Raw genomic sequence first — 20544 nt, forward strand, 5'->3', positions numbered from 1 at the left:
GTGGTCAGCTCCTCGGCAGGAGCCGTTGCAGCTGCGTCACGTGTCCGGGCTCGAGCTGGTCGAGGCTGCTGACCCCGAGCAGTCGCATCGTCCGCTCGATCTGGGTGGAGAGGATCTCGATCGCCCGGTCCACGCCGGGGCGCCCGCCGGCCATCAGGCCGTACAGGTACGCGCGGCCGATCAGCGTGAAGTCCGCCCCGAGCGCGATCGCCGACACGATGTCGGCACCGGACATGATCCCGGTGTCGAGGTGGATCTCCGTGGAGCCCTTGACCTCCCGTGCGACCTCGGGCAGCAGGTGGAACGGGATCGGCGCCCGGTCGAGCTGGCGGCCGCCGTGGTTGGACAGCACGATGGCGTCCACGCCCATCTCGGCGAGGCGCGAGGCGTCCTCGACGCTCTGCACACCCTTGACGACGAGCTTGCCGGGCCACTGCTCCTTGATCCAGGCGAGGTCCTCGTAGTCGACCGTCGGGTCGAACATCGTGTCGAGCAGTTCCGCGACGGTGCCGGACCAGCGGTCGAGCGACGCGAACGCGAGCGGCTCGGTCGTGAGGAAGTTGATCCACCACGCCGGGCGCGGGATCGCGTTCAGCACGGTCCTCGGCGTCAGGGTCGGCGGGATCGTCATGCCGTTGCGGGCGTCACGCAGGCGCGCGCCGGCGACGGGGACGTCGACCGTCACGACCAGCGCCTCGAACCCGGCGGCCGCGGCGCGCTCGACCAGCGCCATGGAGCGGTCGCGGTCCTTCCACATGTACAGCTGGAACCAGTTGCGCCCGGCCGGGTTCGCGGCGCGGACGTCCTCGATGGAGGCGGTGCCCATCGTCGACAGCGCGAACGGGATGCCCGCCGCGCCGGCCGCCGACGCGCCGGCGTACTCCCCCTCGGTCTGCATCATCCGTGTGAAGCCGGTCGGCGCGATCCCGAACGGGAGCGCCGACGGGGCCCCGAGGACGACACGCGACGTGTCGACCTTGGAGACGTCGCGCAGGATCCGCGGGTGGAACGTCACGTCCTGGAACGCCTGACGTGCACGAGCCAGCGACAGCTCCTCCTCCGCGGCGCCGTCGGTGTAGTCGAAGGCCGGCTTCGGGGTACGCCGCTTCGCGATGGCGCGCAGGTCCTCGATCGTGAGCGCCGCGGCGAGCCGGCGCTTGCGCGGGCTCAGCACCGGCTTCTTGAACTTGAGCAGCGGTCCGAAGTCACGGGGACGGGGTACGCGGCGATCCATCAGAAGACCTTTCGAGCGACGAGCGGGTTGGTGCTGCGGAGCGGGCGAGGGCGGTAGTGCTTCTGCTCCAGCGTGCGCCCGACCAGGGCACGCAGCGCATCCAGGTCCCCCGAGACGGCGCCGAGGGTACGACCCTGGACGAGCGCGTTGCCCAGCGCGGTGGCCTCGACGGGGCCGGCGAGGACCTCGAGGCCCGAACGGTCGGCGGTGAGCTGGCACAGCAGGGTGTTGAGGGCGCCGCCTCCGACGACCTGGATCCGGTGGATCCGGCGGCCAGCGAGCTCGGCGGCCCGGTGCAGCGTCGTCGCGAAAGCGTCGGCGAGGCTCTCCAGGATCGCCCGTGTCGTCTCGACGCGGTCCGCCGGCGGGCGCAGCCCGTGCTCGGACGCGTACGCCCGGATGCGCGCCGGGATGTCGCCCGGCGGCAGGAAACGGGGGTCGTCGACGTCGAACACGAGCGGCGCCTCCACCTCGGCCGCGGCCGCGAGCAGCGACGGCAGGTCGATCGCCCGGCCGTCCTCGCGCTCCCACGTGCGCACCGACTCGCTCAGGAGCCAGAGCCCCATGACGTTGTGGAGGAACCGGACCCGTCCGTCGACGCCGCCCTCGTTCGTGAAGCCGGCCTGGCGCGCCTCGTCCGCGAGGACGGGACGCTCGAGCTCCAGGCCCGCCAGCCCCCACGTCCCGCAGGACACGTACGCGTCGTCCGGCCCGAGCACCGTCCCGGCGATCGCCGAGGCAGTGTCGTGGGAGCCGACGGTCGTGACGGCGAGGTCGTGGCCACCGAGCTCCGCAGCGACGTGCGGGAGCAGCCCGCCGAGCGTGGCGCCCGACGGCGTCAAGGGCGCCAGGATCTCCGCAGGGATGCCGAGCGTCGTGGCCAGCTCGACGTCCCACGACGCGTTCGTCACGTCGAGCAGGCCGGTCGTCGAGGCGTTGGTGACCTCGGCCCCGACGTAGCCGGTGAGCCAGTGCCCGATCAGGTCCGGGACGAGCAGCATCGTGTCGGCGTGCTCCAGGTGGGCGCCGTCGGCGACGAGCTGGAAGACCGTGTTGAACGGCAGGTGCTGCAGCCCGTTGCGGGCGTACAGCGCGGCCGGGTCCACCGCCGCGTGCACAGCCTCGACCGCGGCGGCGTTGCGGGAGTCGCGGTAGTGGAACGGCGTCGAGACCATCCGGCCGTCGCGCAGCAGGGCGTAGTCGACGGCCCAGCTGTCGACCGCCACACCGGCGACGTCGGGTGTCGAGCGTACGGCGAGCCGCAGGCCGTCGACGACCTCCCGGAACAGCCCGACGACGTCCCAGTGCAGGCCGTCGGTCAGGCGTACCGGGGTGTTCGCGAAGCGGTGCACGACGTCGAGCCGTACGCCGCCGGGGCCGACCTCGGCCACCACCACGCGTCCGCTGGTGGCACCGAGGTCGACCGCTGCGACGTGCACGGGACCGGGCTCAGCCATGCCCGCCCTCAGCGGAGGAACGCGGCAGCGACGCCCGCGTCCACCGGGATGTGCAGTCCGGTCGTGTGGCTCAGCTCGGCGCTGCAGAGCACGAAGACCGCGTTGGCGATGTTCGACGGCAGCACCTCGCGCTTGAGGATGGTGCGCTGCGCGTAGAACTTGCCCAGGTCCTTCTCCTCGACGCCGTAGACCGCGGCACGGTTGGCGCCCCAGCCGCTGGCGAAGATGCCGGAGCCCTGGACGACGCCGTCGGGGTTGACGCCGTTGACCTTGATGCCGTGCTCGCCCAGCTCGGCGGCGAGCAGCCGCACCTGGTGCGCCTGGTCGGCCTTCGCCGCGCCGTACGCGACGTTGTTCGGTCCCGCGAAGATCGAGTTCTTCGAGGAGATGTAGACGATGTCGCCGCCCATCTCCTGCTCGATCATCACCTTCGCGGTGGCCTTGGCGACGAGGAACGAGCCCTTCGCCATCACGTCGTGCTGGAGGTCCCAGTCCTTCTCGGTGGTCTCGAGCAGCGAGCGCGAGAGCGAAAGGCCGGCGTTGTTCACGACGAGGTCCACGCCACCGAAGGCGAGGACCGCCGCCTCGACCATCGACTGGACGGCGTCGGCGCTCGACACGTCGACGTGGACGCCGACGGCGACGTCGGTGCTGCCGATCTCGGCGGCGGCCGCCTGGGCGTTCTCCAGCGACAGGTCGGCGATGACGACGCAGGCGCCCTCGGCGGCGAGCTTCTCCGCCGTGGCCTTGCCGATGCCGGATGCGGCGCCGGTGACGAGCGCGACGCGGGTGGCGAGCGGCTTCGGCTTCGGCATCCGCTGGAGCTTGGCCTCCTCCAGCGCCCAGTACTCGATGCGGAACTTCTCCGACTCGTCGATCGGCGCGTACGTCGACAGGCCCTCGGCGCCGCGCATCACGTTGATCGCGTTGACGTAGAACTCACCGGCGACGCGGGCGGTCTGCTTGTCCTTGCCGAAGCTGAACATGCCGACGCCCGGGACGAGCACGATGAGCGGGTCCGCGCCACGGATGGCGGGGCTCTCCGGGGTGGCGTGCCGGTCGTAGTAGGCCTGGTAGTCCTCGCGGTAGGAGACCGCGAGCTCCTTGAGGCGGGCGATCGAGTCCTCGACCGAGGCGCCTGCGGGGAGGTCGAGCACGAGCGGCTTGACCTTCGTGCGCAGGAAGTGGTCAGGGCACGACGTGCCGAGCTCGGCCAGCCGCGGGTGCTCGGCATGGGCGAGGAAGTCCAGCACGACGTCGGCGTCGGTGAAGTGACCCACCATCGGCCGGTCCTGCGAGGCGATGCCGCGGATCGTCGGCGCCAGCGCGGCAGCCTTGGTCCGGCGGTCGGCCTCGGGCAGGGCGGCGTACCCGTCGAGGGCCGGGCCGAACGGCTCGGCCACGCTGTGCTCCTCGATGTACGCCGCGGCCGTGCGGATGATCCAGAGCGAGTTCTGCTCCGCCTCCTCGGACGTGTCGCCCCAGGCGGTGATGCCGTGGCCGCCGAGGATGCAGCCGATCGCCTGCGGGTTCTTGTCCTTGATCTCGGCGATGTCGAGACCGAGCTGGAAGCCGGGGCGGCGCCACGGGACCCACACGACCTTGTCGCCGAAGATCGTCTCGGTGAGCTTCTCGCCGTCGGCCGCGGTCGCGATCGCGATGCCGGAGTCGGGGTGGAGGTGGTCGACGTGCGCGGCGTCGACGAGGCCGTGCATCGCGGTGTCGATCGACGGGGCGGCGCCGCCCTTGCCGTGCAGGCAGTAGTCGAACGCGGCGACCATCTCGTCCTCGCGCTCCACGCCCGGGTAGACGTTGACGAGCGAGCGCATCCGGTCGAGCCGGAGGACGGCGAGGCCGGACTCCTTGAGCGTGCCGAGGTCTCCGCCGGAGCCCTTCACCCAGAGCAGCTCGACGGCCTCGCCCGTGACGGGGTCGGTCTCCGTGCCCTTGGCGGACGTGTTGCCGCCGGCGTAGTTGGTGTTGCGCGGGTCGGCGCCGAGGCGGTTCGAGCGCTCGATCAGCGACTGTGCAGTCACGTTCGTGTGGGACTCGGTGGTGGTCATCGTGTTCAGCTCCATCCGGCCTGGGTGCCGCCGACCCGCTCGGCCTCGATCTGTTCCTGGTACCCGCTGGCGAGGTAGGCCTGCATCGGGTTGCCCGGCAGCCCTCGTTCCTCGCGCCACGCGGCGAGATCTGTGCGCACGTCGGTGTAGAAGGCGTCCATGAAGATCTCGTTCGCGAGCAGGACGTCCCCCTCCTCCTGTGCCGCGGTCAGCGCGGCGGTGTCCACGAGCAGCGCGCGCGCCGTCATCTCCTGGACGTTGAGCACCGAACGGATCTGCCCGGGGATCTTCTTCTCGATGTTGTGGCACTGGTCGAGCATGAAGGCGGTGTCGCCGTCGGTGCCGTACCCGCCGCCACGGATCACCTCGAAGAGGATCCGGAACAGCTGGTACGGGTCCGCGGCGCCCACGATCAGGTCGTCGTCGGCGTAGAAGCGCGAGTTGAAGTCGAACGAGCCGAGCTTCCCGAGCCGCAGCAGCTGGGCGACGATGAACTCGATGTTGGTGCCCGGTGCGTGGTGGCCGGTGTCGAGGCACACCAGGGCGTTGTCGCCGAGCGCTGCCACCTGGGTGTACGCGGTGCCCCAGTCCGGCACGTCCGTGTGGTAAAACGCCGGCTCGAAGAACTTGTACTCGAGGACGAGGCGCTGCTCGTCCGAGAGACGCTCGTAGATCGTCGCGAGCGACTCCGCGAGGCGGTCCTGGCGTCCCCGGATGTCGGCCTGGCCCGGGTAGTTGCTGCCCTCGGCCAGCCAGATCTTGAGGTCGCGCGAGCCCGTCGCGTCCATGACGTCGATGCAGGCGAAGTGGTGGTCGATCGCCTTCTGGCGGATCTTCGCGTCGGTGTGCGTGAGGGCACCGAGCTTGTAGTCGTCGTCCTGGAAGGTGTTGCTGTTGATCGTGCCGAGCCCGATGCCCTGGTCCTCGGCGTAGCGGCGCAGCGCCGCGTAGTCGTCGACCTCGTCCCACGGGATGTGCAGCGCGACGCGGGGCGCGAGGCCGGTGAAGCGGTGTACGGCGGCCGCGTCGGCGATCTTCTCCTCGACCGTGCGCGGGGTGCCGGGCGAGCCGAAGACCTTGAACCGCGTCCCGGAGTTGCCGTAGGCCCACGAGGGGACCTCGATCTCCTGCTCCGCGAGCCGCGACGAGATGTCAGCGAAGTTCGTCATGTCAGTTGCTCTCTCCATGCGCACGGGTCTCGTACGCGCTCGTCTCTTCCGTCGGGATCTGTGCCGCCGGTGTCGTGGCCGCCTCGTGATGAGCGGCCAGCTGGTCCTCGAGGTGGAAGATCTCCTCCAGCTCGAGGAAGCCTTCGTCGGGCGCTCCGTCGAGGTCCTCGAAGAGCTCGCCCATCTCGGCCTGCCAGCGACGGTTCACGTCGGTGGCCGCCATCTGGGCCTGCGCCGCCTCGAGCGACTCCGTCTCCAGGTAGCCGATCAGGAGCCCGTCGGGCCGGAGGAACAGCGAGTAGTTGTGCCAGCCGGCGGCGTACAGCGCCTCGAGCATCTCGGGCCACACCGCGGCGTGGCGGCGCTTGTACTCGTCGATCCGGTCGTGCCGGACCTGCAGCTGGAAGCAGACGCGGCGCATCGTTCCTCCGAGTGGTGTGGTGTGTGGTCCCCGGCCGCCCCATGCCGCAGCGGCGGCCGGGGACCACGTTCGTCGCCAGGCGGTCAGCCTGGGCGGTCTGTCAACCTCGTCGACTCAGAAGTTGAAGTCGTCGATGTTGTCCTTGTTGAACTCGAGCGGATCGCCGAGGATGACGGTGTTGTCGGCGCCGACGGTGTACTCGCCGAGCTTGCCTGCCTCGAACGTGTCGCCCTCGTCGCCCTTGATGTCACCGTCGATGAGCGCCTTGGCCGCGAACGCCGTCAGGTAGCCGAGGTCCTCGGGGCTCCACAGCGCGAACGAGCCGACGGTGCCGTCCTTGACGTACTCACGCATCTGGTCCGGGGTGCCGAGACCGGTCAGCGCGACCTTGCCCTTGTACTGCGAGTCCGACAGGTAGCGGGCCGCAGCGGCGATGCCGACCGTCGTCGGGGAGATGATCCCCTTGAGGTCGGAGTGCTTCTGAAGAAGCGCGGCGGTCTTGTCGAACGACGTCTGGTCGTCGTCGTCGCCGTAGACCGTCTCGACGAGCTCGATGTTCGGGTGGTTCGCCGCGAGGTCCTCCTCCATCAGCTTGATCCACTCGTTCTGGTTCGTCGCGTTCGCCGAGGCGGAGAGGATCGCGATCTTGCCCTCGTCACCGATCGCCTTGGCGATGAGCTCGACCTGCTTGGTGGCGATGCCCTGCGCGTCGGCCTGGCTCACGAAGAGGTCGCGGTACTCCGGGTTGGTGTCGGAGTCGAAGGTCACGACCTTGGTGCCCGCGTCGCGAGCCTCCTGCAGCGCGTCGCCGATGGCCTCGGGGTCGTTGGCGGAGATCGCGATCGCGCCGACGCCCTGCTGGGTCAGCGTGTTGATGTAGCTGACCTGCGAGTCCGGCGTCGACTCGGACGGGCCGACCTCCTTGAAGGTGCCGCCGAACTCCTCGACGGCGGCCTTTCCACCGGTCGAGGATGCGTCGAAGTACGGGTTGCCGAGGTTCTTCGGCAGGAAGGTCACCGACAGGTCACCGCCGCCGTCGCCGGAGCCGCCCTCGTCGTCGCCTCCGCCACAGGCCGTGAGCACCAGGCTCAGGCCGAGAACTGCGGCGACGGCCGGGACGAACCGGGCGAGGCCGCGTCGCCTCGGGGTTGCTGTAGTCATCGGTCATCTCTCTCTCGCTCGCCGACCGGTCCGTCCGTGTCGGTCAGGGTGTTGCCAGGCTCTGTCTGTCCGGATCCGGTCGTGCCGGATCCGGTGCTGTCGTGCTGGGGTTCGGGGGCGCCACGCCTTCGCCGCTTGCTGCTGATCCAGCCGAGGACGCTGGAGCCCACGACCGAGACGACCAGCAGCAGGCCGGTGACGATGTTGATGACGTCGGCGGTCTGGTCGGCGAGGCGCAGCGCGCTGCCGATCGCCCCGATGAGGAGCACACCGGCGATGACGCCGGGAAGTGCACCTCGTCCGCCGAAGATCGAGACTCCGCCGAGGAGCACCGCGGCGATGACCTGCAGCTCCATGCCGTTGGCGTTGTCGCCACGGGCGCTGCCGTAGCGGAGCGTGTAGTAGATGCCGGCCAGCGCGGACACCGCGCCGGCGAGCACGAACAGGATCAGCTTGGTGCGCTCGACCCGGATGCCGGAGAAGCGTGCCGCGCCCTCGCTGAGGCCGATCGCGTAGACGCCGCGTCCGAAGGCGGTGAAGTGGAGCAGGATGATGAACGCGATCGCGAGCACCGCGAACGGGATCATGATCGACGGGATGTCGGACTCGCCGATGCGGCCCCGCGCCCAGTCGGTCCAGCCGTCCGGGAAGTCGGTGATCGCCGTCGTGCCGAGCAGGCCGACCGCGATGCCGCGGTAGAGGGCGAGCGTGCCGATGGTGACGGCCAGCGACGGCAGCCCGACCACGGTCACGAGGAACCCGTTGAACGCGCCGCACACGACGCCAACCAGCAGGGCGGCGACGGCCGCGAGGACGATCGGCGCACCCTTGTCGTACAGGACGCCGAACGAGACGCTCGCGAGCGCCACGGTGCTCGCCACCGACAGGTCGATCTCGCCCGTGATGATCACCAAGGTCATCGGCAGCGCGATCAGCAGGATCGGCGCGACGTCGAGGAGCAGGTACGTGATGGTGATCGGCCGGTCGAAGAACGGCACGGTCGCCGACGCGTACAGGTAGACGACGACCAGCGCCGCCCACACGGCCACGTCGCGGCTGAACAGGACCCGCTGCCACAGCGGGCGCTGGTGGTCGCGGTACGTCCGGGCGCGCTGCTGCGTGGAGGTGTCGGAGGGGTGGATCAGGCTGGTCATTCGGCGTCCCTCTCTGCCAGCAGCTTCTTGTGCTGTCGGTCCTTGAGGACCTTGTCCAGCACGATCGCGACGATGATGAGCAGGCCGACCACGGCGCGCTGCCAGAAGTCCTGGATGCCGAGGATCGGCAGACCACGGTTGATGGTCATCAGGAGGTAGGCGCCGACCGCGGCCCCGAGGACGGTGCCGCTGCCGCCGAAGATCGCGACGCCGCCGATGACCGCGGCACCGACCGCCTCGAACTCGATGCCGAGACCGGCGCCGGAGCTGATGGTGCCGTAGCGCGCGACGTACAGGACGCCGGCCAGACCCGCGAGACCACCGGAGGCGGCGAACGCGACCAGCGTGCGCTTCGTCTTCTTGAGGCCGTAGAGCGTGGCCGCGTCGGGGTCCGAGCCGATCGCGTACATCTCGCGGCCGCCGCGGGTGCGGCCCATGAGGTACGCCCCGATGGCGAGGACGATGAACGAGATCCAGGCGAGCGACGGGATCCAGAGGATCGACGACGTGCCGAACGAGAGCAGACCGCTCGGGATGTCGGAGGCGTTGATCCGGTCAGAGCCGGCCCACGACATCATCACGCCGCGGTAGACGTACAGCGTGCCGAGCGTGATGACCAGCGCTGGCACCTTCGCGAACGCGACCAGCGCGCCGTTGATCAGTCCGAGCACGACGCCGAAGAGGACGCCGAGCAGCAGCACGACGAGGATCGGCAGGCCCGTGTCGACGAACATCCGGCCCGTCGCGTACGCCACCAGGCCAAGGATCGAGCCCACGGACAGGTCGACGTTGCGGGTGATGATGACGATGGCCTGGCCGACGGCGAGGACGACCAGGATCGACGGCGTCAGGAAGAGGTCGCGCCACCCGTCCTTGCTGAACAGGAACGACGGGTTGATCGCCGTGGTCACCGCGAGCACGGCGAGGAACGCGAGGACGATGCCGGTCTCACGCGCCTGCAGCAGCTTGCGGACCCGGTCGCCGGTGGTCGGCGGGGGCGGCGGCGCGGTGGTGGGCGCGGTGGGCGTGGCGGTGCTCATGCGGAAGCCCCCTGGGTGTTGGTCGCGGCATACATGACGGCTTCGGGTGTGGCGTCCTCGCGGTTGAGCTCGGCCGTGATGCGGCCCTCGTGGACGACGACGACCCGGTCCGCCATGCCGAGGACCTCGGGGAGCTCCGACGAGATCATCAGCACAGCCATCCCCTCGCCGGCGAGCTCGGAGAGCAGCCGGTGGACCTCGGCCTTCGTGCCGACGTCGATGCCACGGGTGGGCTCGTCGACGATCAGCACGTCCGGGCGGGTGCTCAGCCACTTCGCGAGGACGACCTTCTGCTGGTTGCCACCGCTCAGGGTGCCGGCGAGCGTGTCGAGGGTGGTGGTCTTCACCTCGAGGCGCGATGCCCAGTCACGCGCGGTGGTGACCTCGGCGCCGGACGAGAGCAGTCCGGCGCGGCTGAGCCGGCGGCGGATCGCCATCGTGATGTTGCGGGTGATGGTGGAGTCCAGGACGAGGCCGTGCTTGCGGCGGTCCTCGGGGACGAGCGCGATGCCGAGCCGGATCGCGGCCGCAGGGTCGTTCGGTGGCACCTTCTTGCCGTTGACCTTCACCGTGCCCGCGTCGTACGGGTCGACACCGAAGGCTGCCTGCACGATCTCGCTGCGGCCGGCGCCGACGAGGCCCGCGAGGCCGACGATCTCACCGCGGCGCACCTGGAGGTCGACGTCGTGGAAGAGTCCGGCGCGCGTCAGGCCGGAGATCTCGAGGACGACCTCCCCGATCTCGGCCTCCTGCTTGGGATAGAGGTCGTCGACGTCGCGCCCGACGAGGCGGCGGACGATGTCGTCGACGGTCACGTCCGCGATGCGGTCGGTGGAGACGTACGCGCCGTCGCGCATGACCGTGATCGTGTCGCAGAGGCTGAAGACCTCGTCGAAGCGGTGCGAGATGAACACGAGTGCGCGACCCTCGTCGCGCAGCGCGCGGGCGATCGTCATGAGGCGCTCGACCTCGACGCCGCTGAGTGCCGCGGTCGGCTCGTCCATGATGAGGACGCGGGCGTCGAGGGAGATCGCCTTCGCGATCTCGATGATCTGCTGGTCGGCGATCGAGAGGCCGTCTGCGGGGCGCTCGGGATCGATCGGCACTCCGAGCCGCGCGAACAGCGCGCGCGCCTCGGTGTCCATCGCCTTGCGGTCGATGCGTCCGAGGCGGCCGCGGGGCTGACGGCCCATGAAGATGTTCTCGGTGACGCTGAGGTCGGGGAAGAGCGTCGGCTCCTGGTAGATCACGGCGATCCCGGCGTCCTTGGCCTCCGCGGTGGTGCGGAAGTCGACGGCCTCGCCGAAAAGGGCGTACGTGCCCCCGTCGGGGCGGTACAGTCCGGCGATGATCTTGACCATCGTGGACTTGCCGGCGCCGTTCTCGCCGACGAGAGCGTGGATCGACCCCGTCGTCACGGTCAGGCTGCCCGAGCTGAGGGCGACCACCTGTCCGAAGGTCTTGGACACGTCACGCAGCTCGAGCGCGACCGTCCCGGGGGCGGCTGTTGCCATCGACTAGTTCACCGACTTCCGTTCGCACGGCGCAGAGGGTTCCGCGTTTGAATCGTTTCAATTAACCTGGCGTTCACAACGTATATGACCTGGGACACATGGTCAAGAGAGATTTTGAAACGATTCAGTGGCAGACTTCTGTCACCCGTACGAGGAGTTCCCGTGGCAGCACAGCACCCCCACCCCGCGACCAGCCTGCGCGACGTCGCGGCGCGCGCCGGCGTCTCCGTCGGCACGGTGTCCAACGTGCTGAACCACCCGACCAAGGTCTCGGCCCAGACGGCGGAGCGCGTGTTCGCCGCGATCGAGGAGCTCGGGTTCGTCCGCAACGAGGCCGCACGTCAGCTCCGCCAGGGCCGCTCCCGGTCCGTCGGGCTCATCGTGCTCGACATCCGCAACCCGTTCTTCACCGACGTCGCCCAAGGCGTCGAGGACGAGGTGACGGCGCGGCTGCGCAGCGTGCTGCTGGCCAACTGCGCGGAGGACGCCGCCCGCGAGTCCGCGTACCTCGACCTCTTCGAGGAGCAGCGCGTCGACGGTGTCCTCATCTCCCCCGTCGGCGACGTGCTCGACCGGCTCGACCGGCTCCGCTCCCGCGGGATGGCCGTGGTCCTCGTCGACCGGCTCGCCTCGACCGAGTCGTACAGCTCCGTGTCCGTCGACGACGTCCTCGGCGGACGCCTCGCCGTGGCGCACCTGCTCGAGACCGGCCGGCGGCGCATCCTCTTCGTCGGCGCGTCCACGGAGATCGAGCAGGTCCGGGACCGCCTCGAAGGCGCACGACAGGCGGTCGCGGAGTGCGCGGGCGCGACCCTCGAGTACCGCGAGATCGCAGGCATGCACCTCGAGCCGGCCCTGGCGGAGGGCCAGCGCATCGTCGCGCTCCCGCCCGACGAGCGCCCCGACGCGGTATTCGCGGCCAACGACCTGATCGCGATCGGGATGCTGCAGGCGTTCACCCTCGGCGGCGTGAGCACCCCGCAGGACGTCGCGCTGATCGGCTACGACGACATCGAGTACGCCGCTGCGGCGGCGATCCCGCTGTCCTCGATCCGGCAGCCGTCGCGCGAGATGGGCCGGCGCGCCGCGGAGATGCTGCTCGCCGAGATCGAGTCAGGCAGCGACGGCGAGCGACAGCACATCGTGTTCGAGCCCGAGCTCGTCGCGCGCGCCTCCACCCTCGGCTGACCCTCCCGTCCGCGATTTGTGGCATTCAGCAAGGAACTCCCGCCTCGATTCCTTGTCAAAGCCCACAAATCGGGGACGCGGCCGGTCGTCAGGTGGCCGGGGTGTCGTACGGGATGCGGACCGTGAAGCGCGTGCTTCCTGGCTCCGACTCCACCCGGAGGTCGCCGTGGTGCTTGCGGACGACGATGCGCCACGAGATGTCGAGACCGAGCCCCGTCCCCTCACCAACCGCCTTCGTCGTGAAGAACGGCTCGAAGATCCGGTCCCGGATGTCGGGCGCGATCCCGGGACCGGTGTCGCCGATCTCGACCTCGCACCAGTCCTCGACGCGCCGCGTGGTGATCGTGAGCGTGCCCGACCCCTCCATGGCCTGCACGGCGTTGACGATCAGGTTGGTCCACACCTGGTTCATCTCCGCCGCGTACATCGGCACCTCCGCGATGCTCCGGTCGTACTCCTTCACGACCTGCAGACCCGTCAGCTTCTTCTGCAGCATGACGAGCGTGGCGTCGAGCAGCGTGTGCACGTCGGTGCGTACGAACGGCGCACGGTCGAGCTGCGAGTACTGCTTGGCGGCGTCGACCAGCGTCGAGACCCGGGTGGTCGCGTCCTCGATCTCGGCCATCAGCTCCTCGGTCTCGAGGGTGTACGAGAGCCAGTGCAGCGCACCTCCGAGGGCGTCGGCGTCGACCCGGTCCTCGACGCTGCGCAGCCACTCCTCGTCGAGTCCGCTCTGGACGAGCACCGGCGCGACGTCCCAGGCATCGGTGAGTCCGTGCTCGTCGAGCCAGTCGGCGATCCGGTCCTCGCGGTCGGTGGCCTCGAGCGCGCCCACGGGCTCCTGCTGCAGGGCCTTCGCCCGACGCTCGAGCGCCTCGTCCTGCAACCGCATGAGTGCGGCGATCGTCGCGCGGTCGTACGGGCCCTCGGCGATGAAGGCGAGCTTGCGCCGCATCGCCGCCACCCGCTCCCGCAGCGTCGACGTGGCACGCACCGCCGCCGACGCCGGATTGTTGAGCTCGTGGGTGAGCCCGGCCGACAGCTGCCCCAGGGCCTGGAGCCGCTCGCGCTGGCCGATCGCGGCCTGCGTGTTCTGCTGCCCGAAGAACAGGCCTTCGAGCAGGTGCACCGCCATGGGGAACCAGTCGTGCATGAGGGTCGAGAAGTCGGCAGCGTCGATGACGAAGAACCGCGACGGGGCGAGCACGCGGGTGGAACCGCCGTACCCCTGGGGGGCGCGGTCACCGAGGTACGCCGACCACGCACCGGTGTACACACCCGGCTGCGTCGTGCGCGAGACCTCGACGTCGTCCCCGCCGACGGTGCGGAAGAGCGCGACCGACCCCTCGAGCATCACGTAGAAGCACGTGGCCGGGTCGCCTTCCCGGACCAGCCACCCGGGCTCGACCTGCTCCACGTGCCCGTGCTCGCACAGCCACACCAGCTGCCAGTCCTCGAGCCGCTCGAACAGGAACATCGTGCGCAGCTCGGCGATGTCGCACGGGAGGTGTCCGGGCGTACTCACAGCTGCTCCAGATAACGGTGCACCAGCATCACGGCCATCGCTCCTTCTCCCACGGCGGAGGCGACGCGCTTCGCCGACTCCGCGCGGACGTCGCCGGCCACGAAGACGCCGGGGACGCTGCTCTCGAGGTGGTACGGCATCCGGTCGAGGGTCCAGCCCGGCGGCCTCGCGCCGTCCTCGACGAGATCCGGCCCGGTGGGGACGAACCCGTGCGGGTCGCGTACGACGACGCCGTCGAGCCACTCGGTGCCTGGCACGGCGCCGATGAAGACGAACGCCCACCCGCACGCGACCGTCGTCGTCTCGCCGGTCTTCACGTCGCGCAGGACCAGACCCTCGAGGTGGCCGTCGCCACACCCCTCCGCGACCTCCGTCGAGGTCATCACGCGGATCCGCGGGTGCGCCTCGACCTGGTCGACGAGGTAGGCCGACATCGACTGTGCGAGCGACGGCCCACGGACGAGCAGGGTGACGCTGCGAGCCTCGCGCGCCAGCGCGATCGCTGCCTGGCCGGCGGAGTTCGCGCCGCCGACGACGTACACGTCCTGGTCGGAGCACGCGTTCACGTTGGTGAGCGCCGAGCCGTAGTAGAGACCACGCCCGCTCATGTCGTCGAGGCGCGGCCCGTCGAGGCGCCGGTACGCGACACCTCCCGCGAGGATCACCGTCTGCGCGTCGAGGCTGCTCCCGTCGGCGAAGCGTACGCTCCGCGCGGAGCCGTTGATCTCCAGGCCGACGGCGTCTCGGGTCGTGACGATCTCGGCACCGAACTTCAGCGCCTGCCGCCGCGCCCGGTCCGCGAGCTGGGCGCCCGAGACCCCGTCGGGGAACCCGAGGTAGTTCTCGATCCGCGAGCTCTGCCCGGCCTGCCCGCCGGTCGCGGTGCGCTCGACCAGCACCGTCCGCAGACCTTCGGACGCGCCGTACAGCGCGGCGCTCAGGCCGGCCGGACCACCGCCGACGACGACGAGGTCGTAGAAGTCGGAGCTCGGCTGCGTCACCAGGCCCACCCGGTCGGCGATCTCCGCGTCGCTCGGCGCCTCGAGCACGTCGCCGGCCGGCGTGACGACCACCGGCAGCTCGGGGCTCTCGAGCTCGGCAGCGGCCACGAGCGCGCGACCCTCGGACGAGTCGGAGGCGAACCAGCGGTACGGGACCTGGTTGCGTGCGAGGAACTCGCGCACCTCCGACGAGCGGGCCGACCACCGGTGCCCGATCAGCTTGGTCTCGCCGACCGGGTGCCGTTCGCTGCGCGCCCACGCGGCGAGCTGGTCGTCGACCACCGGGTAGAGCTTCTCGTCCGGCGGGTCCCACGGCTTCAGCAGGTAGTAGTCGAGGTCGACCAGGTTGATCGCGTCGATCGCGGCCTCGGTGTCGGCGTACGCCGTCACGAGGACGCGACGCGCCGCCGGGAAGAGGTCCATAGCCTGCTCCAGGAACTCGATCCCCGTCATCCGCGGCATCCGGTGGTCGGCCAGCAGGACGGCGACCTCCTCGCCCCGCAGCTTCAGCTCACGGAGCGCTTCGAGCGCCTGGTCGCCGGACTCGGCGCGCACGATCCGGTGCGTCGAGCCGTACCGGCGACGCAGGTCCCGCGCGATCGAGCGCGAGACCGCAGGGTCGTCGTCGACTGTCAGCAGCGCCGGGCGCTGATCGTCTCCCCGGCGAGAGGACGTGTCCGTCATGCAGATCCTTCACGAGTGGCGCACAGCATCGGATGTCCATCCTCTCCCCACCAGCCCAACCGGTCCAGGCGGGCCCGGTCACTCGGGATCGCCGGGAAGGGGTCTCGCCTTGAGCTCGAGGCTGATCTGATCGGCGTCGAGCATCCGCAACGCCTCGGACAGCGCTGCGGAGCTGTAGGTCCCCAGCGAGCGTGCGCGCAGGAGCGCGCGTCGTTCGGCCTCGAGCGTGCGCAGGCGCAGCTCCAGCATGTGCGCCCGCACCGTTGCCGTCTCGGTCGAGTCCTCCTCCTCACGGTCGATCTCGCGCCGCATGCGCTCGGTCGCCAGCCGAAGCACCTCGGCGTCGTACGGCGTGCCGTCGCTCGCCCGCAGGTCGGGCTTCTCGAGGAGCGCGACCGCCGCGCGGTTGAGCTCGGCCCGCAGCTGGGCCGCCTCCGCCGCCTCGCCCTCGTCGTCGTGGGCGAGGCCGAGGACGCGCACCACCCACGGGAGGGTGCCGCCCTGCACCAGCAGCGTCCCTGCCGCCACCACGAATGCGATCAGGATGAGGAACGAGCGTTCGGGAGTGTCCTGCGGGAGCGACTGGGCCGCCGCCAGCGTCACGACGCCCCGCATGCCCGCCCAGACGAGCACGACGCCTTCCCGCCAGCCGAGCGGCACGGCCATCACGTAGTCGACGTCGGCCAGCAGCTGACGGATCCGCCGGCGTACGCGCTGCTCGTGCTCGGCGTCGCGCTGCTGCGCCCGAGGGTCGTCGGAGGATCGCTGGCGTCCGTGGCCCCTGCCGGGCCGCTCGGGGATGTTGCCCGCGTCGAGCTGGTCCTGCATCCCGGCGATCAGCTCACGCCGCTCGGGTGCCCTGCGCCGTCGGTTGCGCGCCGAGATCAGCAGCGGCAGCACGTACACCGCGCGGATCACCAGGATCATCGCGCCCGTGGCGACCCCGATGAGCAGCGCCCGCACCGTGCTGTCGTGCGCGTCGCGGACGTCCTCCAGCACGCCGTACAGCTCGAGCCCCATGAGCAGGAAGACGCCGCCTTCGAGGAGCAGCTCGATCGTCCGCCAGTTCGACGCCTCGTACATGCGGTCCTGGGGACGGAGGAACTTCGCGGAGCCCTGCCCTGTGACCAGACCCGCGGTGACCGCGGCGACGAGACCGGACGCTCCGAGGTGCTCGGCGGGGACGTACGCGACGAACGGGACGACGAACGAGATCGCGGTGCTGAGCGAGGGTTCGGCGATGCGTTTGCGCAGGATGAGGTTGATCCGTCCGATGATCGCCCCGATCACCGCCGCCGCGACGACCGCCCACACGAAGTCCAGGGCGACACCCCACAGCGTGACCGATGCGGCGGTGGCCACGATGGCCGAGCGCAGCAGCACCAGGGCCGAGGCGTCGTTGAGCATGCTCTCGCCCTCGAGCACCGTGACGACCCGGGGCGACACTCCGAGGCGCTTGACGATCGACGTGGCGACGGCGTCGGTCGGGCTGACGATCGCGCCGAGCGCGATCCCGGTCGACAGCTCGATCCCCGGCACGACGGCGGTGAAGAACAGGCCGAGCAGCAGCGCACTGATGAGCACGAGCAGCACAGACAGTCCCGAGATCGCCGTGAAGTCGCGACGGAAGTCCATCGTCGGCATCGACACGGCCGCCGAGTAGAGCAACGGCGGGAGCACGCCCGCCAGCACCAGCTCAGGGTCGATCTCGATCGGCGGCACGACCGGCAGCAGGCTGATGGCGAACCCGAACAGGACGAGCAGGAGCGGCGCGGCCACGCCGATGCGCGGTGCGATCACCGTGACCCCGACGATGGCGACGATCGCCGCGATGCCGACGAGCAGGTAGTCCATGCGTCGTACCCTCCTCCGTCACCAGCTGCCGTCGGCCTGCCTCCGACGACCCGCCGCCGTCGACCCTGCACCATGCTGCCGCGCCGAGGGCGGCCATGCAGTGTTCACCCGTCGTTCGTGTCGGGGTCGGAGCGACGACGCGTCAGATTCCTAGCGTGCCGAGAGATCGTGCATCTCGACATCAGGAGTCTCCGTGCCCCCCTTGCTCCCGTTCCTCAGCTCCGGATCGTCCGGCTCGCCCTGTGCGTCCGGCCGGTCTGCGCTCACGTGCCGCATGCGGTGCGGCGACGCGTGCGCCCATGACGAGCCGAACACCTCTGACAACGAGTACTTCGGCGACGTCGCCACCGGCCTGTCCCGTCGCGGGCTCCTCCGCACCGGAGCCGTGATCTCCGTCGCCGGCGTCGCCGCAGGCGCGTCGCTGGGTACGGCGGGCGCCGCTGCCGCCGCCCCCGCACCGGCCGTCGCCGGTCTGGGTGCGCGTCGCGGCCACGGCGGTGGCACCGGCCGTGGCCTCGACTTCGTGCCCGTCGAGCCGAACACCCTCGACCAGGTGACGACTCCGCCGGGCTACGCGCAGGCCGTCGTGATGGCCTGGGGCGACCCGCTCTTCAAGGGCGTGCCCGCGTTCGACGTCGACAAGCAGACGCCCGCGGCGCAGCGCAAGCAGTTCGGCTTCAACAACGACTTCCTCGGCCTTCTCCCGCTGGGTCGTGGCCAGCACCTCATGGTCGTGAACCACGAGTACACGACCGAGCAGATGATGCACCGCGGCTACGACGCGGCCAACCCGACGCGCGACCAGGTCGAGATCGGCTGGGCCGCCCACGGGCTGAGCGTCGTGGTCGTCCAGGAGGAGCGCGGTACGGGCAACCTCAAGCCGGTCGTCGGCCACAGGCTGAACCGTCGCCTCCACACGCAGTCCGAGTTCGAGCTGACCGGCCCGGTCGCGGGCCACGCGCTCGTGCGCACCAAGGCCGACCCGCGCGGACGTACGGCGCTGGGAACCCTCAACAACTGCGGTGGCGGGCTCACCCCCTGGGGTACGTGGCTGACCGCCGAGGAGAACTTCAACCAGTACTTCGCCAACGGCTCGACGGTCACCGACCCGACCACGCTCGCGCGCCTCAAGCGGTACGGCGCCGCCAACGCCGCGACCGAGCGCAAGTGGGAGCGGTTCGACGACCGCTTCGACCTCGCCAAGGACCCGAACGAGATCAACCGGTTCGGCTGGATCGTCGAGATCGATCCGTACGACCCGACGTCGACGCCGAAGAAGCGCACCGCGCTCGGCCGCTTCAAGCACGAGGCAGCGGAGCCGTTCATCACCGACGACGGCCGCGTCGCGATGTACATGGGTGACGACGAGCGGTTCGACTATCTCTACAAGTTCGTCTCCGACGGCAAGGTCGCCCGCGGCAACGACGCGAACGCCCGTCGCCGCAACCGCGACCTCCTGGACCACGGGACGCTGTACGTCGCGCGCTTCCTGGGCAACTCCTCGCAGGCGGAGATCGACGGCACGGGCGCCCTGCCGAGCGACGGCGCGTTCGACGGAGCCGGCGTCTGGGTGCCGCTGGTCAGCGGTACGACCTCGTACGTCAAGGGCATGACGGCCGAGGAGGTGCTGCTGTTCACGCGGCAGGCTGCCGACATTGTCGGCGCGACCAAGATGGATCGTCCCGAGGACGTCCAGCCGCACCCGAAGACCGGCAAGGTCTACGTGGCGCTCACGAACAACACCAACCGCGGTGCTGCCGGGCAGGCCGCTGCCGATGAGGCGAACCCGCGCAGCGCCAACAAGCACGGGCACGTCCTCGAGCTGAGCGAGCTCGGCGACGACGCCGCGGCGAACGCGTTCACCTGGAACCTGCTCCTGGTGTGCGGTGACCCGAAGGACCCGAACACGTACTGGGGCGGGTTCGACCCGGTGCGCGTCTCGCCGATCTCCTGCCCGGACAACCTGGCCTTCGATCCGGACGGCAACCTGTGGATCTCGACCGACGGCAACGCGCTCGGATCGAACGACGGGCTGTTCGGAGTGCCTCTCGAGGGTTCGAAGCGCGGTCAGGTCAAGCAGTTCCTGACCGTCCCGGCGGGCGCGGAGACGTGCGGACCCTGGATCGACGAGGACCGGGTGATGGTGTGCGTCCAGCACCCGGGTGAGAAGACCGGCGCGAGCGTCGACAACCCGGCGTCACAGTGGCCCGATGGCCCGGGTTCCGTTCCGCGCCCGGGTGTCGTGGCGGTCTGGCGAAAGGGCCGCTGAGCGGCGCGCCGAGCCTGACACCCATCCGAGGACGCCTGTCCGGTGCCACCCCACCGGGCAGGCGTCGTCGCGTTGCCGCTCAGGCGACGCCGACGAGCGCGACGCTCAGGGCGAACCCGGCGACCACCGGGAACGCACACAGCACGCCGAGGCGCGCGTACGAGGTCGGGACGAGGTGGGCGACGATCGTCGACAGGACCACACCGCCGGCGAGCGAGAGGAAGACGGCGACGAGGTTGCCCGCGGCGGAGGACACGACGAGGTGTGCGACGACGGCCACGACGCCGCCGTACCCCATCAGCGCCACCCAGGTCTCCATCACCCTCCGGCGGCTGGCACCCTCCGCCCGCAGCGTCACCGTGCCGACGATCGCCTCCGGGACGCCGCAGAGGAAGACGGCGACGATCACGGCGAGGCTCAGGCCGTGCCCGAGCGCACCCACGATGATGACCACCTCTGACGCGACGGACAGCAGCAGCGTCGCGAACCGGTGCTGGAGAGCGGGGGCGCTCGTCACGGCGTCGGCGAAGGCCTGTCGGAGCCCGCCCCGCCCGACGAAGATGCCCGCCGCGAGGAGCGCCCCCGCGAGCAGGCCCGCTGCGACGACGAACGGCCGGCCGGCGTGCGCGCCGGCCTCGTCGATCAGCTCGTACGCGACCGCCCCGATGAGCGCGCCGGCGCCGACGCCTGCACCGACGGCGATCCACGACGGACGCGGCGGACGTACGAGAGCGATCGCTCCACCCAGGACGAACGACGACGCAGCGACGACTCCCCAGATCACAGCAGCGAGCATGGGGAGACAGTCCC

The 20544-nt window shown here is 70.4% G+C and carries 15 protein-coding genes; 2 read left to right on the forward strand and 13 right to left on the reverse strand.

Annotation, left to right across the window (positions count from 1 at the left end; translation table 11 throughout):
- Positions 1 to 4: 4 nt before the first annotated feature.
- From GH747_RS02000 to GH747_RS02040, 9 genes are all read right to left on the reverse strand, one after another.
- Positions 5 to 1234 (reverse strand): alpha-hydroxy acid oxidase, encoded by a 1230-nt coding sequence (locus tag GH747_RS02000; protein ID WP_149767778.1) that lies wholly within the window; start codon positions 1232 to 1234, stop codon positions 5 to 7.
- A complete protein-coding gene (locus GH747_RS02005) occupies positions 1234 to 2691 on the reverse strand; it encodes a rhamnulokinase (RefSeq protein ID WP_149767780.1) in 1458 nt (485 codons plus the stop codon). The genes GH747_RS02000 and GH747_RS02005 overlap by 1 nt, the downstream gene beginning before the upstream one ends.
- Before the next feature lie 8 nt (positions 2692 to 2699).
- Positions 2700 to 4754 carry a bifunctional aldolase/short-chain dehydrogenase gene (locus GH747_RS02010; RefSeq protein ID WP_149767782.1) on the reverse strand — a complete coding sequence of 685 codons (2055 nt, stop codon included), beginning with the start codon at positions 4752 to 4754 and terminating at the stop codon, positions 2700 to 2702.
- Positions 4755 to 4759: 5 nt separating this feature from the next.
- The gene (rhaI, locus tag GH747_RS02015) at positions 4760 to 5923 is read right to left on the reverse strand and encodes an L-rhamnose isomerase (protein ID WP_149767784.1); all 1164 of its coding nucleotides are present in this window, start codon (positions 5921 to 5923) and stop codon (positions 4760 to 4762) included.
- Between the two features lies 1 nt (position 5924).
- Positions 5925 to 6344, reverse strand: coding sequence for an L-rhamnose mutarotase (locus tag GH747_RS02020; RefSeq protein WP_149767785.1), 420 nt, complete (start codon positions 6342 to 6344; stop codon positions 5925 to 5927).
- Between the two features lie 114 nt (positions 6345 to 6458).
- Positions 6459 to 7505: a rhamnose ABC transporter substrate-binding protein gene (rhaS, locus tag GH747_RS02025; protein WP_149767786.1), complete on the reverse strand. Its 1047-nt coding sequence runs from the start codon at positions 7503 to 7505 to the stop codon at positions 6459 to 6461.
- Entirely contained in the window at positions 7502 to 8659 is a 1158-nt protein-coding gene (locus GH747_RS02030) for an ABC transporter permease (protein ID WP_149767787.1), read from the reverse strand. Before GH747_RS02030 ends, rhaS begins: the two co-directional genes overlap by 4 nt.
- Positions 8656 to 9699, reverse strand: coding sequence for an ABC transporter permease (locus GH747_RS02035; RefSeq protein WP_149767788.1), 1044 nt, complete (start codon positions 9697 to 9699; stop codon positions 8656 to 8658). The genes GH747_RS02030 and GH747_RS02035 overlap by 4 nt, the downstream gene beginning before the upstream one ends.
- Entirely contained in the window at positions 9696 to 11213 is a 1518-nt protein-coding gene (locus tag GH747_RS02040) for a sugar ABC transporter ATP-binding protein (RefSeq protein ID WP_149767789.1), read from the reverse strand. Before GH747_RS02040 ends, GH747_RS02035 begins: the two co-directional genes overlap by 4 nt.
- 162 nt (positions 11214 to 11375) lie before the next feature.
- On the opposite strand from GH747_RS02040, the gene GH747_RS02045 reads away from it, so the two are divergent.
- The gene (locus tag GH747_RS02045; protein WP_228552736.1) at positions 11376 to 12401 is read left to right on the forward strand and encodes a LacI family DNA-binding transcriptional regulator; all 1026 of its coding nucleotides are present in this window, start codon (positions 11376 to 11378) and stop codon (positions 12399 to 12401) included.
- Positions 12402 to 12489: 88 nt separating this feature from the next.
- Here the strand turns inward: GH747_RS02045 and GH747_RS02050 are convergent, their stop codons facing one another.
- The 3 genes from GH747_RS02050 to GH747_RS02060 all read right to left on the reverse strand — a co-directional run bounded on the left by GH747_RS02050 (position 12490) and on the right by GH747_RS02060 (position 17465).
- On the reverse strand, positions 12490 to 13926 hold the full coding sequence (locus tag GH747_RS02050) for an ATP-binding protein (RefSeq protein ID WP_228552737.1): 1437 nt from the start codon (positions 13924 to 13926) through the stop codon (positions 12490 to 12492).
- Positions 13923 to 15611 carry an NAD(P)/FAD-dependent oxidoreductase gene (locus GH747_RS02055; protein ID WP_149767791.1) on the reverse strand — a complete coding sequence of 563 codons (1689 nt, stop codon included), beginning with the start codon at positions 15609 to 15611 and terminating at the stop codon, positions 13923 to 13925. The genes GH747_RS02050 and GH747_RS02055 overlap by 4 nt, the downstream gene beginning before the upstream one ends.
- 78 nt (positions 15612 to 15689) lie before the next feature.
- Positions 15690 to 17465, reverse strand: coding sequence for a cation:proton antiporter (locus GH747_RS02060; RefSeq protein WP_149767792.1), 1776 nt, complete (start codon positions 17463 to 17465; stop codon positions 15690 to 15692).
- A 193-nt stretch (positions 17466 to 17658) separates the two neighbouring features.
- Between GH747_RS02060 and GH747_RS02065 the strand changes: the two genes are divergently transcribed.
- Positions 17659 to 19734, forward strand: coding sequence for a PhoX family protein (locus GH747_RS02065; protein WP_149767794.1), 2076 nt, complete (start codon positions 17659 to 17661; stop codon positions 19732 to 19734).
- A 79-nt stretch (positions 19735 to 19813) separates the two neighbouring features.
- Here GH747_RS02065 and GH747_RS02070 read toward each other — a convergent pair whose 3' ends face one another.
- Complete coding sequence (locus GH747_RS02070; protein WP_149767796.1) at positions 19814 to 20530, reverse strand: hypothetical protein; 717 nt, start codon at positions 20528 to 20530, stop codon at positions 19814 to 19816.
- Positions 20531 to 20544 lie beyond the last annotated feature (14 nt).

The organism is Mumia xiangluensis (assembly GCF_010994095.1).
Lineage (GTDB): Bacteria > Actinomycetota > Actinomycetes > Propionibacteriales > Nocardioidaceae > Mumia > Mumia xiangluensis.